Here is a 13,918-nt window from a genome sequence, read left to right as displayed (position 1 = left end):
GGTAGACCAGGGTGTAGTGGCCGTTGGCGGAGGTGAGCGATTGGCCGGGGAGAAGGACCTCGCCCGGCTGCATGTCGTCGCCCGATGCGGGCGGGCCGGTAGGAACCGGCTCCCAGTCGAAGGCATAGCCGAGCGCATGATGATCAAGAACACCCGCCGGCGTCCGGTCGGGCCACTCCATGAGCGGGTCGTTCAATCCAGCCCCGGCTGCGCTTGAGACAAATGGGGCACCGGGATGCGCTGTTTGCCAACGCGCCCACAAGTTGTCCAGCCAGCAGTGATGGAGGTAAAAGGCGGGATCGCCAGGGGACTCTGCGCGTGCCATTACGCCGCCCACCCACCGATGAGGCGGGTTGTGGATGTCGGTCTCCAACTGCGGCCAAAATGTGCCATATGTTGTGCGGTTCTGGTTGCTCTGCACTGTTTGGGGCGACGGAAGGATAGCGGAGCCCAAGGCGCGCCCTAAGTTCCATGCGCCATCGAACTGGCCGAGGAACTGGTGATCCCACAGAAGGCTTGCTGTGCTCGTATCAACGGAGGAGTCCCAGTAGGGGAGCGTTATGTCCGGGTGAGACTGCTGCAGTGCTCGTTCAAATCGGAGGAGCATTTCGCGGTGCCACGGCAGGAAGTGTGAGCTTCTATGGATGTTCATGTTGAAATGAGTTCGGTGTATGGAGGCGAACCTGTCCACCGTGCCGTTGGCTTTGGCATCCTTCAGGGCGTTGACGAATCGATCTTTTTCGACGGCGGTGAGGGTCCGGTAGTCCTTACGCAGGCCCATGTTCGGCTCCTTCCTCGCCTGTCTTTTGCCTTCGGCGTTGCTCAACGCGAGAGCGGTAGTCAACGAACCGCTCGGCCAGTGCGCTTAGATCAGAATCCCAGTCATAAGCGTTGTCCTGGATGTAATAGGTGCCGTCGAAGAGCCGGCCGAGGGGGATCAGCTGGGCATCGATTAGCAGTTCGGGTTCTTCCCCTTCGTGCCTTCGACTGCTTCGCAATTCGAGTTGGTGCCCCTTGTATTTTTTGTGTTTCCATGCTGCTTTTTCCATGTCGAACTACTTTCCGTAGCGCTGAAGAGGGTGGGGACCATTCCGTCATCGAATACGCGAGTTGGATTGCGGGCTAGACGCTCCTGCCACGCCCCATCGTGTACACCGATCGTTACTCGGGCGTTACTGGGTGTCGCTTGCCAGCGATATGGGACCACAGCGTTGGCCGGGGCGGTCCGTGACTGGCAGCGACGGTCCCGCTGGTGGCAGTAGTGGTCCGGTGACTGACAGCCCCGGTCCCACCAGAGGCCGTGACGGCCCCTCTGCCAGCCGGGGCCGCGGTGTATTCGGAGGGGTCGCGGGCGAACCGGGCTGACCGCCGGTGGGCAGAAACTAATGGCCATTGACAGATGCCCGATGCCCGCATTTCCGGGCTCTTTCCAAACCCGTGAGGTGGAGCCAGTAACGCCGTAGTAACGGTGCTTCCATAATCATCTCGAGTAGGTATCGGCCTATTTCTACTCCAACGGATGGATACACGATGTGCGTAGGTCCACCGGATCCCTGGTCAGCGGGCGGGGAGTCATGAACGGACCTGTTTACAGGAATGAATTCGTCGTCGTGAACGGCGACGCGGCGGGGACACGGATAGTCATTCCACATGGCAAGGCCACGATTGGCAGTGAAGAAGGCTCCCGCATCCGGCTGGATGCTCCCGGGGTGAGCCGCAGGCACGCCGAGGTGACATCGCTTGATGGTCGTACGATTCTTGCCGACAGGGCATCGCGTAACGGGAGCTGGGTCAACGGACGCCCCGTCACTTCGCCCACGGAGCTGGCGGGCGGTGACCTGGTGCAGTTTGGTGAGGTCCGGCTGCGCTTCCTGCCCCGGAACACCGACGGTGGATCCAAGCCGGGCGGACAGTCCCCGGGGGGATTAGCGTCACGAGGGCAGGGCTTCGGTGGCTACCCCAAGGGTTCCGCCACGGGCGGGCAGAAAACCGCCCCGCTGGCCGCGCGTCCCAAGGAAAGTCTCGGGACTGCCTTGTTGTTCGCCGCCGGCATTAATCTAGTGGGTCTTTTCGGCAACACGCTGACGGCGTTCCTGACGGAGCTTACTCCAACCTGGACGTGGTTCGTCACTCCCGTCATCGCCCTAGCGGTTGCGCTGGTCACGGAAACGCTGGGCCATTACCGTAAAGGCGGCAGCCCGCAACCGCCCGGCCGTCAAGATGATCCGCACCGCCCGCCGGTACGACGCAGGCCCCTGGCCGTCACCCTCCTGGCTACCTTGCTTCTTCTTGGCGGCGGCGGCTGGTTGGTCACCGCCGTCGTGAGCAACGCCGTGGGCTACTCTTCCGGGAACGAAAATGGCGTCCAGCGGTTGGAAAGTCAGGTGGTCAGGGAGGTACAAGGAGTGAAAGTGACCGTCCTTGGTGTGCAGAGCACGCCCCATTTCACTCGAGTGGAGATCCGCGTTAACAACGGCACCAGCAGCCCGATATCCCTAAATCTGTTCCACAACGCCACACTCACCGGCCCCGATGGAACCACCTTTGACGCCGATCCTTCCCGGAGCAGCTGGCAGCCCGAGATTCCTCCTGGTGGGGTCCGGAAGGGAACTATCAATTTTGAGAGCCAGCTGCCGGAAAGCGCAACGACTGTGTCGCTCAACTTTGTCCACGTCTTTGTCATGGGCTTCGACGGACCAAAATCAATCACGGTTCCGGACATCCCGCTGAAGCCGTTGGCCGCATCGCCCTCGTAGTTTTCTACTCTTCCGACTCCGGGGCCGCAAGGTTCGAGCACGGCCCATCTTTTGACCGGCCCTGCTTCTGTTGTACGCCCAGCAAGGGCATTTGCCCGTCATCGAGGACAAGCTGGCGATGGCGCCGGACTCCGGGCGAAGTGACGCACCGCGGAAGACGCCGTCCGCCTTGTCGGCTGGAGCCGTGCCACGCTCTACCGCCACCAGCAAGAGCTCGCTGCACGCAAGCGCAGCACAATATAGGTGCTCCTGAACGGGCAGGCGACAGGGGCTGTCTCCTAGCTGCCCCAAATATCGCCCGGATCGCGTCCTCGGACCTCGCGGCGCTCGGGCTGTAAAAAGCCTTTCCTTCTTGCTGCTGTCCTTATCGACTGGTGGTTCTGTGGCCGTTGTATTTTTCGCAGTCCAGGATGTCATCGACGGCGGCGTAGGCCTAATCGATGGAGCTAAACCCAGATAAGTTTCGTCTCTCGGTTGGTCGTTGGCCTCCCAGGGCTGCCGAGACGGCCAGGGAAAAGGCCGTTGCCCTCGGAACGACACTGCACATCGTCAAAGCGTTCAATAATGACCGGCCGGACATAGCGGCAGCGGCAGCGGTCGGCAGGCAATTTCCAGGGAGGACAACGCAAAAAGTTGCACGGGGCCGCTCACTGAACCGAAGCTCCCGTCAACCCCTTTTTGATTGGAGCTTGGCACCACTTAAGGTCTCGGCTGAGTGGTGCAGTGTCTTGGCGGATGCCGCCCGCCACCTCACCGTGGAGATGTTGGAAACCGCCAGCGCCCGGCGCGCAATAGCTAATTCATAGCCGATTGGGCCCAGCGAGCGAACTGAATCGGTTCCGACAAGAGGTTGCTCGTTGCCCATGTTCCACGGTTCAAGTGCCTACATCGGTTGTGAGTGCCTTGAAGTCTCTGATACGTCCTTTGCCGACAGATAAGCCAGACCTCGTCGATGAAATGACCGTTGCTCGGGTGATTTGAAAAACATCGCCTATGCCAGGCCCGGCTTTCGAGATTCTTAGGCGCGGCGGATCCAGGCTGCCATGTCGTCCGTTCGTCCAGCAAGAGCAAGAGGACGTCCGTGTCGGATAGCACTCCGGCACCGAATGAGCAATAGTTCTCGACCACGCAAGTGAGCCCTGATTGCGTATCCTGCGCTTGCGTCTCATGCCGCGCATGCCCAGGCTTGCCGGTACGCTCTGCTACGGAGACGTTGCCGCTGAGGACATCTCGAACCGACTACTCGCCGGTCAGGGGCGGACGATAGCCGAGAGCACGGGACAATCAATTTCCTTGCAAAGCGTTAGTGCTCCCTGTCGGGCGGGCAGGGGTGCGGAGTGTTATCCGTCTTAGGGATGGGTATCGAGAATGAGCGGAAAGAACACGGGAAGTACCACGGGCGTCCCACTCTACAGAGCAGACCGATTCATATAGCGAGGAGACCATAACCTCATGTCTGACAATGAAGATTCATCCAGGGCACTGCCCACCCAGCCGCTCACAAAAGACCAGAGGGTCATTCTGGTTCAATCACTGCTGGTGGACTGGAAGGTCCTCGAACACCTACACGAAAAAGGCGTTGTTGAGGAGCGTTTCGCCCTCCGCGCTCAGGCGCAGTGCTGCAAGCCGGACGGTGGAACATGTTGCGTGAACAAGCAGTAAATAACCGCACAGCGATTTCAAATTGGCAGTTGACAGGAGCATTCCTGAGCCCGCAGATGGAGTGCTACTTCCACAAGAAATTGCCCGACGTGCCCRCAGCGGAACTCCTAATACGCATCCAGGAGGCGCTGAAGTTCCTCAATTTGGCAACGTACTGCGAGGGGAACATCCCTGTATCCCAAGAGATAGATGATATCTGGCACCTTTGGATCCTAGAAACCAAGGAATATGCCAAGCTTTGCGCATCGCTGGAGGGCGGCGAATTTCTTCACCACTGTTCAAATACGTACGCACANATTGAGGACGTGGCGGCGGCAGCCGGAGTGTCCACGGCAACCGTGTGCCCGACGTGCCCGCAGCGGAACTCCTAATACGCATCCAGGAGGCGCTGAAGTTCCTCAATTTGGCAACGTACTGCGAGGGGAACATCCCTGTATCCCAAGAGATAGATGATATCTGGCACCTTTGGATCCTAGAAACTAAGGAATATGCCAAGCTTTGCGCATCGCTGGAGGGCGGCGAATTTCTTCACCACTGTTCAAATACGTACGCACAATGCGATCCGGCGATGATCACCGCTCCTGTAAATACCYTGGAGCAGGATGTAGCCATGCTCGGCAATTATGTACTGAACTACGGCCCATTCGGGACCGACCGCATCAAGTACTGGCTGCTGGCGGACCACCTCGTCAATAAATGTGGCATGACACCCAACCAGTTAAATGAGTGGCTGATCTCCGGCACAACTACGAAGGGGTCCGCCCCTCCGCTGTAACTAAGCGACACTCGCCAGCGGACCACCTCGTCAATAAATGTGGCATGACACCCAACCAGTTAAATGAGTGGCTGATCTCCGGCACAACTACGAAGGGGTCCGCCCCTCCGCTGTAACTAAGCGACACTCGCCAAAGTGAATGCAGCACGAGTCGGACCACACTATCGCCTTGGGAGCCGGGGGCGTCAACGCAGCCCCGTGGAAGGGTCGTTCACAAGTACATCGCTGATTGGTGCCATCCAGTTCGTGCCCCATTCCTGAAGGCTCTTTATGAGACGAGGACAGGAAATAAGTCTTTCCGTTTCCCAGGCAGCCAGCCGAATTTTGGGAAGCCCCTGAGTTCAATTCCTTGACTAAGTTCTGGTGATCAATCGGCCATGGTTTTCCTGACTTTCGTGGTCGGCGCTGCAGCCCCAGCAGAGCCGCCATTCCTAGAGCGGTTGCTGGTTGCCGCCGCGGGGCCAGCAGTAGGTGCATTGCTCGGCACCGGACTAATCGGTTTACTCGTGTGGAAGGTAACTGATCGTGTTCAAAGGCGGCGTGCGGAAACTCAACTGAAGCTGGAAGTCCTTACTGCCGCGTTCACAACCGCCGTCAGGTTTTACATGGAACTCAACAGGTTTAAGCGGTTGGATAGTGACAGTTTGGTGCCGGATGAGGAGAAGAAGAAGGCGCGAACGGCCCTCGACCAGCAGTACCTGAAGTGCCGAGCGGCCTCACTGGTCTTGGAGGCGAGACTAGAAGCCATCTTTGAAGCCGAGGATTCTGCCATCGATTTTAAGTCCCCGGATGCCAGCAAATTTCAGTCCAAGGTTCCGTCCACCGTATGGCACAGGATCGACGACCTGCAGACCGTGCGGTACATGAATTTGACCGGCCGGGCCACCGCCCAAACATACAAAACCAACGCCATGGGTTTCGAAGAGAAATGGCACTCGGGCCTCACTGAGGACGAATTGGACAAGGACGAGTTGCTAATCCCGACTTACCGTGGCGCGATGAAGACCCTCAAGGAACTGCTGCTGAGAACGAAAGTGGTCAAAATCCACAGACGGCGAAGATTGAACCGTCCCGGGAATCATGCCGCTGGCTTGGCCGGCAGATCGTCGACCGGTACTCCCTTGTCGTCACACAGATGAAGCGTGCGCTCCTTGCCGCTCTTCCATGCGATGATGCGTAGTTCCGCTTCATGTGCCTTACCCTCGTGCTGCCACGCCAGGCCTTCCCTGGTGTCGTTCTCAATCTCCTGCGCCGGGCTAATCGGGCGGTCGTCGTAGACCACTGACACATCTGGATACGACATGAGGTAAGGAGCCAGTGCAGCGGTGATCTGTCCCCTTGCTCCATCCGAATCAAGGCGGTTCAGGTTATCGCGGCCGGTTGCTTCAAATTTCGTCCCGGTGTCGTCGGTGGTCTCTACAGGCTCGGGACCGGTGAAGTCGTTGCGATCGGGCACGGTCGCGGTTGGCGGTTTCAGGCGGTCATTGCAACAGGAGTCCCTCGATCAGTTCGATCGGTTTTCTGAACTCTAGTCTCTTGCGTGGCCGGTCGTTGAGTTCCTGCGCGACCCAGTCGAGGTCTTCGGCGCTGTGGATGCTCAGGTCCGTGCCTTTCGGGAAGTACTGGCGCAGCAGGCCATTCGTGTTTTCGTTGATGCCGCGCTGCCAGGGTGAGTGCGGGTCGCAGAAGTAGATGTCGATGCCGGCGTCTATTTTCACGCTCTTCCAGTCCTGCATTTCGATGCCTTTGTCCCAGGTGAGGGAATGCCTCAGCGCCTCGGGGAGCGTCTTGATCTTGGCTGCCAGGGCGTCGCGCATTTGTTCTGCTTTGTATCCATCCGGCAGATGAACGAGCATCGTGTAGTTGGTGGTTCTCTCCACAAGGGTCCCGATCGCGGACTGGTTGCCTTTGCCGATGATGAGGTCGCCCTCCCAGTGCCCTGGCACCGCACGGTCCTGAACCTCCGGCGGGCGCTCGGAGATATTGATCATCCCGGGGATCCGGTTCTTCCGCTGGCCGGCCTTCCTGCAGGGCTGCCTGAGTGCACGTCCGGTGCGTAAACACGCGGCCAGATCACGGTTGAGTGCTCCACGGGACTGAACGTAGAGGGACTGATAAATGGTCTCAGGCGACACCCGCATCTCCGGCTCATCGGGAAACTCAACCTGCAGGCGTCCTGCGATCTGCTCAGGCGAGTACTTCTTTTTCAGGTCCTCTTCCACCTTCGCACGCAACACCGTGTTCGTGTGCAGTTTCGCCGGTTTCGGCCGCGAAGCACGCTCATACGCCAGCGCGTGAGCCGACGTCGCCCGGTAGGGCAACCCGGCCACCGAATTGCGCCGAAGCTCCCTGGACACAGTCGAGGCAGACCGGTCGATCACGGCCCCGATCCGGCGCAACGAATGCCCCTGGGCGCGCATCACCGCGATCTCTTCACGCTGGGCGAAGGTCAGGCAACGGCCCTTAAGATCCCGGCCGCGGCGGGGCCGGACACCTCCGGCCTCGGCCAGGACCCGGCGCCCGGTCCGCCTGCTCGTATTGAGCGGCACAACGGCGTCGGTGATGAAATCGCCGGCCTGCATCCCGGCCCAAAACAGCTGCAGAAGATCCGGTCTTACGTAAATTGAATACCTCGCCATGACAACACCCATCCGCTAAGTGTTGCAATCACCGCAAGAACCCAAGGTTTCCTCAAACGGGACTGCCAAACCGCCAATCGAAGCTGCGATTTAACCGCCAGACGGAGTTAACAGTCACAGATCGACCGAGGTGAGGGCGGTCTCGAGGCCATCGAGGATGAGTCGAATGCCGAACTCGAACTCGTGGCCGTAGGCGTATCCCGGCTGCAGAATGTGCTCAACCGCCATCCGGGTGAGGTATGGGAACGCCGTCATGTCCCGCTTCTCCATGATGCTCTCGGTCGCGGCAGCGATATCGCCGGACTCATCGAGGGGCAGAGAGGCCTCCTGCAGCGCGAACCCGTGCACGTAGCTGTCTACGAGGGACAACGCGTGGGCGGCCAGCGGAATCGAAAAACCGCCGGCCACCAGGCATCCGATCATTTCGTCATGAAATCTCATGGACGCCGGAGTGTTCCGCGCGTCCATCAGGCTGATTGCCCACGGATGCCGTGCGAGCACTGTTCGCGCCGACTCCGCACGTTCGCGCAGGGCCGTCTTCCACTCGGCGTCACTGCGCGCCAAGACCATCTCGCCAACGACGAGTTCGACCATGCCGTCGAGAATCTCGTCCTTGCTTTTCACGTGGTAGTACAGCGACATCGCCTCGATGCCGAGTTCACGGGCCAGCTTGCGCATGCTCAGCGACTCGATGCCGCCGGCATCGGCCAGCGCGACCGCTGCGCGTAGGGCCCGGTCGCGCGTGACGGGCGTCCGGGTCGTCTCGTTCGTTACTGCGGATGCCACGGGTCCTCGATCCTGTCGACTACTTTTCCTTCGGCTCTAGCCTCACCATACAGTGTATGGTACCTTCTGAGCACGACCTTACACCGTACGGTCACCTCCGGGTTCACAGAAGGGCACACGAAAATGACTGGTACACAGGTTTCGACCAAAACGACCATGCGGGCGATCGTGCAACACCGGTATGGCCGTGCAGATGCTCTGCACCTCGAGCACATCGACAAGCCGCTGATTGCGGACGGTGAGGTGCTGATCCGGGTGCGCGCGGCATCCGTCAATCACGCCGACTGGGTGTACGCGACCGGCCGCCCGCTGATTGCACGCCTGGCCTTTGGGCTGCGCGCGCCCAGGAACATTGTTCGCGGGAGGGACGTCGCCGGTCAGGTGGAAGCGGTCGGCGTCGGCGTGACCCGGCTGCGCGCGGGTGACGAGGTGTATGCCGAGGTCGAATCGGGAAGCTTCGCCGATTACGTTTGCGCCCCGGACAGCCGGGTGGCGCTCAAGCCGGCGAACCTCTCGTTCGAGCAGGCGGCCACGGTGCCTCTGGCCGCACGGACCGCCCTGCAGGCGCTGCGTGACGGCGGACGGCTCAAGGCAGGGCAGAAGGTCCTGATCAACGGGGCATCCGGCGGGGTGGGTACGTTCGCGGTGCAGATTGCCGCCGCGCTCGGAGCGGAGGTGACCGCGGTGTGCAGCCGCCGAAATGCCGACCTCGTGCGGTCACTCGGTGCCGATCACGTGATTGACTACGCCGAGCACGACTTCACGCGGGGCGCGCAACGCTACGACGTGATCCTCGACAACATCGGTAACCACACCCTCACCGCATGCCGACGCGCATTGACGCCCCACGGGACGCTTGTGCTCTCCAACGGCACCGGCGACCGGGTGCTCGGGCCCCTGCCCCGCATCCTGCGCGCGCTCCTGCTGTCGCGGTTCGTCGGTCAAAACCTGCGCACCTTCACGGCCACTCCCGGCACGGCCCACCTCGACCTGCTCCGTGAGCTCATCGAATCCGGCACGGTCACGCCGGCAATCGACCGCACCTACCCCCTCGCCGAGACCGCCGATGCCCTCCGCTATTTCGCCGAAGACCACGCGCAAGCCAAAATCGCCATCAATGTCTGAGCCCCGTCACACCCACACCCGCACGAAAGAAGAAGACCATGTCCACATCATTTCTTGGAGCCGGCCAGGCGCCGGCGCTGAGAAGTTCACGCAAAGCAACGTCCCGGCTGATCGGCGGGCTCTTCCTGGCGGGGTTCCTGGTCTACGGGGTTGGGGCCGCCCTGGTCGCCTCCGTGGTCGGCGCCCCCGACTTTCTCGCCTCGGTCGCCGTACAGCAGACCACCCTGGTGCTCGGCGCCTTCCTCATGTTGTTGAACGCGGTGGTGGATGTCGGCAAGGCGGTGCTGTTCTTTCCGATCATCGAGACTCGCGGTCGGCGAACCGCGCTGATCTATCTGGCCACGATGATTTTCGAGGTCGTGCTGCTGACGGTGGGTGTGCTGGCCGTGCTCATGATCGTGCCCATCGCCCAGCAGTCCGTTGCTGCCGGAGAGACGGGCGCAGAGTGGACCCAGTCCCTGGGCGCACTCGCCGTGGCGGGCAATGCCGTGGCCTACCAAGTCGCCATGATGGCGCTGGGAATCGGGTGCATCTTCGTGTTCGCCCTGTTGTTTCGCATCCGTCTACTGCCCCGATTCCTGTCGGTGTGGGGCATGGCCGGCTACGCGATCTTCGCCACGGGCGCCATCGCCGAGATCTTTGGCATCCACATCGGCCTCGTCCTGACTATCCCGGGCGGCCTGTTCGAAGTGGCGCTGGGTTTCTGGCTGATCATCAGGGGTTTCGAGCCGAAAGCCTACGACCAGGCGTCCTGAGCTGGGTTGCCCCGCAGTCACTTTGGCGCTCACACGAAAGGAGTTCGACGATGAATGAGATCCACGACCACACGATGTGCGCCTCGTGCGGTGTATCGGGTTGCTTTGGCAGCGTCCGTAACCTTGGCCAGCCGGTAGAGGCTATCGCCAAATTGCGCAGGGAAGCCATCATGCGGAGAACGTTTTCCGACCCAATCTGGCTAAGGGCTTCGGCGTACGTGACGTCGCGGGTCGAGTGGAGCCGGTTCTCGATGGTCCAGTGCTCGCGGATCATGTGTTCGGCGGGCGTGGACTGGCCTGACTGGTGGGCAAGGACTTTATCGTGTAGACGGTTTCCGTCCGCCGTTTCTTGTCCGTGAGAGCGCTGGTTCGTCGCAGGGTGACCTGCGCGGCGCGGGCAGCGTACGGGAAATGGATCCCGGTGTTGATGGTGAGGACCTTGATGCCGCGGATACCGACCAGGCCGTGGCCCCGGTCGCGTTGCCGGTCACCGACAGGGGACTTGGTTCAAGGGCAGGGAAATGAGCTGGCGGTGCAGGTTCTTCTGATTGCCCTTGACGCCGAGCGTATAGCGGGCCCCACGCCCATGCAGGTACTCGGCGTAGGAGCCCTGGGTGTGCAGGGCGTCGGCCGGGACGACCACCCCGGCCAGGTCCTCGATCCCGTCTAGAAGGGTAGTGAACATGGTGATTTCGTTGGTCTTGACGCCCACGTCCCCCTGGCCCAGGACTATGCGGACATGACAACGTTCCTTATGTGCATGTAGTGATCATCCAGATGTATGCCGATGTCTTCAAGAAACCCTAGGATGCCCTCCAGGGTTCCTTTCATGTCCGCCACGATACCTTTAAGCTGCTGCTCGATCTTGGCTTTAGCTATTGGATCAACAGCAAGTGCAAGCTGAGGGTATACAGCAGCCCAGATCGAGTAATGATTTTCCATCGCCTGTTCCAAGACCTTGATATGGCGAAGATTAGCTTCCGGAAGCTTCTGAAGATCCTTCGTAGTGATCCTCTGGTACTCATTGCCATGATCCCTCGAGACTAACGCATCACCTTCTTTCTCAATCTTAAGGCGATGCTCCTTCGGAACGGCAGGCTTAGTAGTCTTCGTCATGAAGCGTTCGACCTGATCTGCGATCTTATCGATCAGACCGACCGCAGAAGCAGCAGCACTTATGATTGTTACCGGGTCCATGCTTTCCTCCATTTGCGTTGAAACCAGTAAGAAAACTGAGGCAGGGTATATCCGCTCGAAGGTAAGTAGCCCTAACGATAAAGTATCGGCCTCGCTCGCACAGCCGTCAACGCGGCGGGGCAGGGGTTCAGGCCGATGCAAAGTTGTGGGCCGAGGTCGTGGTCGGGGATCGACACGCCCTGCCGGGGTGCTTTTTTAAAGTAGGGGAACTCCCGTTAAACAGGTGATTGTTCAAGATCGCTGCTTACCAGGAGTTCCTGCATGTCGTCTTTCCCCCATGACCGCCCTTGCCGACCAGCTGCAACACGCCGCAGGGGACGTTAAAGTCACTATCAGACAGGCCACGCTTCTGGAGGTTCTGGCAAGTGGGGCTGGGCATCCAGCCCCGCAGCTGACGTAATGGCCTGGCGTTTCGGTGCTGAGCCATCGAGCATGACACGGTGGATGCCGTTTGCCGCGTCGTGAGCATCAGCAGCGGACAGGGCCACGGCCTGCCGCTTCACGCAGATATTCTGGCAGTCAGGGTCCAGCGGGTGGTCATCCAACGGCATGGACCACTCGCACCTCAGAGCATCAGCCGCGGCTTGTTCGCACGTTAATTCTTCCGGGTTCTTCATGGCTGGGCGTTCACAGCTGCAGCCAGTACGGCCCGGGCCCTTGCACGCCTAGCTGTCCGGGGGCGCCACCCGCATGCGCGCGTGCTCCGCGCCGGTACCCGCAACCGGGGCATCTGGGAAATACCGGTGGACGGATGGCAGACCCAACCCCGGACCGGCACACAGTTCACCGGTGCCCTCGCCGGCAACGAAACCAAACGCTGGTTCACCTTCAACTGGCCCGCGACCTGGCATATCATCTGGACCATCATGCCGGTGACCCCCCGGCCCGGGTCGCCCCAAATCAGCTGGGCGGTCCAGATAGAGCGCGCCAACGCGGAATACGCAACCTACTGGATTACGGTCCGCAATCTCACCCCCGACCAGCTGACCTTCGAAGGCCGATACGCCGTATTGAGCCGATACTGAGCAGAAAGACAAGGGCATGTGGACCAACACCCAGTTCACCGGAACCCTCGGCCCGGGCGCCTCCGACCGATGGTTCACCTTCAACTGGCTCACCGCCTGGCATGTCGTGTGGTACGTCATGCCGATCTCACCGCAGGCCGGCAATCCCCAAGTGGACTGGGACGTAGCCGTCGAACGGGCAAACGCCACCCAGTGCACTTACTGGATCACGGTGAAGAACCTCACAAACCAGACCGTGAGCTTTGAAGCCCGCTACGCAGTCCTGACTTAAGGAGAGCACCGCTATGCGCATTGTGATCCAAATCGATACCGGAGACGAAACACCCACCGTCATCACCGATACCGGCGCGGCAACGATCCCCCCGTGGCCAACGGACGGCGCCCCTGCTGACCTGACCGCCTCGAGCGAGACAGCACTTGCAGGCGGCACCGGCGGCCCATACCGGCAGCAGCCCGTGCAGCCTTCCACTGCGGCCTCACCGGGTCTTCTGGCCAAGGCGTACGCCGCGGGCGGTGTGGACGGTGGTTCCGCTCCCAGTTCCCCTCTCCCGGACGACGCACCGCACCCCTTCACTACGGAAGCGCCGACCGCAACAATCCTCGGCAGCGACCTGTTCACAAGTGAACGACCTATTGAGTTGGCGGTAGATGTCTCTGGGGGACCAGCGCCCGACATGGACGGGGCCGTCACTGAAAAGACGGACTACGTCACCACGTGGACCGCATCTGATACGGCCGTCCAGGCACCTTCAGACAATCCCCAGCAGGCCGAAAACGAATCGGCGTCGGTCGAGAAAAAGCCTGACCGTAAGCGGAATAAGTAATTGCCGGACGATGCGCGGTTACCCGGGAACCACGTGTTGTGGAGGAGCGATGGGCTCGTCGGCGTGGCTCCGTCCCGCCGGTGATACTGATACCGGCCTAAGAGAGGATAACCGATCATGAAGAAACGCCTTAGATCAGTCTTCTGGTGGGAACTAGGCGGGGCCGCGTTGAGCGCAGGTCTCCTCCTGGCCACCCTTATCAACAAGGAATGGATTGAAACCGTCTTCGGAATCGACCCCGACGCCGGCAGTGGCGTCCTCGAATGGGCGATCGTCGCCGCACTTTCGGTTGTCACCCTGGGACTGCTGGCATCATCGCGCGTCGAGTGGCGCCGCTCCCAACCTGGATGAGGGCAAGGAGGCCAACTGGCCGC

The 13,918-nt window shown here is 60.6% G+C and carries 18 protein-coding genes and 1 pseudogene; 12 read left to right on the top strand and 7 right to left on the bottom strand.

The features are described from left to right. Positions 1 to 781: tyrosinase family protein (locus ASG92_RS20255; RefSeq protein WP_162256346.1), on the bottom strand; the 781-nt coding region annotated here is incomplete at its 3' end. Continuing rightward, positions 768 to 1,049 carry a hypothetical protein gene (locus ASG92_RS20250; protein WP_056632526.1) on the bottom strand — a complete coding sequence of 94 codons (282 nt, stop codon included), beginning with the start codon at positions 1,047 to 1,049 and terminating at the stop codon, positions 768 to 770. The genes ASG92_RS20250 and ASG92_RS20255, both read right to left, overlap by 14 nt. Before the next feature lie 525 nt (positions 1,050 to 1,574). Between ASG92_RS20250 and ASG92_RS20245 the strand changes: the two genes are divergently transcribed. From ASG92_RS20245 to ASG92_RS20225, 5 genes and pseudogenes are all read left to right on the top strand, one after another. Then, complete coding sequence (locus ASG92_RS20245) at positions 1,575 to 2,756, top strand: FHA domain-containing protein (RefSeq protein WP_056632523.1); 1,182 nt, start codon at positions 1,575 to 1,577, stop codon at positions 2,754 to 2,756. Between the two features lie 132 nt (positions 2,757 to 2,888). Next, positions 2,889 to 2,999 (top strand): annotated as a pseudogene (locus ASG92_RS30020) (recombinase family protein); the annotation flags it as partial. 1,209 nt (positions 3,000 to 4,208) lie between these two features. Next, a complete protein-coding gene (locus ASG92_RS20240) occupies positions 4,209 to 4,418 on the top strand; it encodes a hypothetical protein (RefSeq protein WP_056632520.1) in 210 nt (69 codons plus the stop codon). 340 nt (positions 4,419 to 4,758) lie between these two features. Further along, positions 4,759 to 5,193, top strand: coding sequence for a hypothetical protein (locus tag ASG92_RS20230; protein ID WP_056632514.1), 435 nt, complete (start codon positions 4,759 to 4,761; stop codon positions 5,191 to 5,193). A 377-nt stretch (positions 5,194 to 5,570) separates the two neighbouring features. Further along, complete coding sequence (locus tag ASG92_RS20225; protein WP_056632512.1) at positions 5,571 to 6,332, top strand: hypothetical protein; 762 nt, start codon at positions 5,571 to 5,573, stop codon at positions 6,330 to 6,332. On the opposite strand, the gene ASG92_RS28545 is transcribed toward ASG92_RS20225, so the two are convergent. Then, the gene (locus tag ASG92_RS28545) at positions 6,272 to 6,649 is read right to left on the bottom strand and encodes a hypothetical protein (RefSeq protein WP_157372307.1); all 378 of its coding nucleotides are present in this window, start codon (positions 6,647 to 6,649) and stop codon (positions 6,272 to 6,274) included. The two genes, ASG92_RS20225 and ASG92_RS28545, sit on opposite strands and share 61 nt — an antisense overlap. Before the next feature lie 25 nt (positions 6,650 to 6,674). Next, positions 6,675 to 7,703: an IS30 family transposase gene (locus ASG92_RS20220; protein WP_157372314.1), complete on the bottom strand. Its 1,029-nt coding sequence runs from the start codon at positions 7,701 to 7,703 to the stop codon at positions 6,675 to 6,677. Here ASG92_RS20220 and ASG92_RS29040 point away from each other — a divergent pair. Continuing rightward, positions 7,596 to 7,820, top strand: coding sequence for a hypothetical protein (locus ASG92_RS29040; protein WP_162256345.1), 225 nt, complete (start codon positions 7,596 to 7,598; stop codon positions 7,818 to 7,820). The genes ASG92_RS20220 and ASG92_RS29040 overlap by 108 nt on opposite strands. Before the next feature lie 126 nt (positions 7,821 to 7,946). On the opposite strand, the gene ASG92_RS20215 is transcribed toward ASG92_RS29040, so the two are convergent. Continuing rightward, entirely contained in the window at positions 7,947 to 8,618 is a 672-nt protein-coding gene (locus ASG92_RS20215) for a TetR/AcrR family transcriptional regulator C-terminal domain-containing protein (protein WP_056632507.1), read from the bottom strand. Positions 8,619 to 8,741: 123 nt separating this feature from the next. Here ASG92_RS20215 and ASG92_RS20210 point away from each other — a divergent pair, with 123 nt between their 5' ends. Next, positions 8,742 to 9,743: an NAD(P)-dependent alcohol dehydrogenase gene (locus ASG92_RS20210; RefSeq protein WP_240987225.1), complete on the top strand. Its 1,002-nt coding sequence runs from the start codon at positions 8,742 to 8,744 to the stop codon at positions 9,741 to 9,743. Between the two features lie 38 nt (positions 9,744 to 9,781). Beyond that, positions 9,782 to 10,498 (top strand): DUF4386 domain-containing protein, encoded by a 717-nt coding sequence (locus ASG92_RS20205; protein ID WP_056632499.1) that lies wholly within the window; start codon positions 9,782 to 9,784, stop codon positions 10,496 to 10,498. Positions 10,499 to 10,985: 487 nt separating this feature from the next. Here the strand turns inward: ASG92_RS20205 and ASG92_RS20200 are convergent, their stop codons facing one another. After that, positions 10,986 to 11,183, bottom strand: coding sequence for a hypothetical protein (locus ASG92_RS20200; protein ID WP_056632496.1), 198 nt, complete (start codon positions 11,181 to 11,183; stop codon positions 10,986 to 10,988). Between the two features lie 44 nt (positions 11,184 to 11,227). After that, positions 11,228 to 11,695, bottom strand: coding sequence for a hypothetical protein (locus ASG92_RS20195; protein WP_056632493.1), 468 nt, complete (start codon positions 11,693 to 11,695; stop codon positions 11,228 to 11,230). A gap of 698 nt (positions 11,696 to 12,393) precedes the next feature. Here ASG92_RS20195 and ASG92_RS20190 point away from each other — a divergent pair. From ASG92_RS20190 to ASG92_RS20175, 4 genes are all read left to right on the top strand, one after another. Then, positions 12,394 to 12,720 (top strand): hypothetical protein, encoded by a 327-nt coding sequence (locus tag ASG92_RS20190; protein ID WP_200952033.1) that lies wholly within the window; start codon positions 12,394 to 12,396, stop codon positions 12,718 to 12,720. Between the two features lie 16 nt (positions 12,721 to 12,736). Then, the gene (locus ASG92_RS20185; protein WP_056632490.1) at positions 12,737 to 12,991 is read left to right on the top strand and encodes a hypothetical protein; all 255 of its coding nucleotides are present in this window, start codon (positions 12,737 to 12,739) and stop codon (positions 12,989 to 12,991) included. Positions 12,992 to 13,004: 13 nt separating this feature from the next. Then, positions 13,005 to 13,544 carry a hypothetical protein gene (locus ASG92_RS20180; RefSeq protein WP_056632487.1) on the top strand — a complete coding sequence of 180 codons (540 nt, stop codon included), beginning with the start codon at positions 13,005 to 13,007 and terminating at the stop codon, positions 13,542 to 13,544. Between the two features lie 117 nt (positions 13,545 to 13,661). Continuing rightward, complete coding sequence (locus ASG92_RS20175) at positions 13,662 to 13,895, top strand: hypothetical protein (RefSeq protein ID WP_056632484.1); 234 nt, start codon at positions 13,662 to 13,664, stop codon at positions 13,893 to 13,895. The last annotated feature ends 23 nt before the right edge of the window (positions 13,896 to 13,918 follow it).

The sequence above is a fragment of the Arthrobacter sp. Soil736 genome (genome assembly GCF_001428005.1).
Lineage (GTDB): Bacteria > Actinomycetota > Actinomycetes > Actinomycetales > Micrococcaceae > Arthrobacter.
This window is presented reverse-complemented; position numbering and strand designations above follow the sequence as displayed.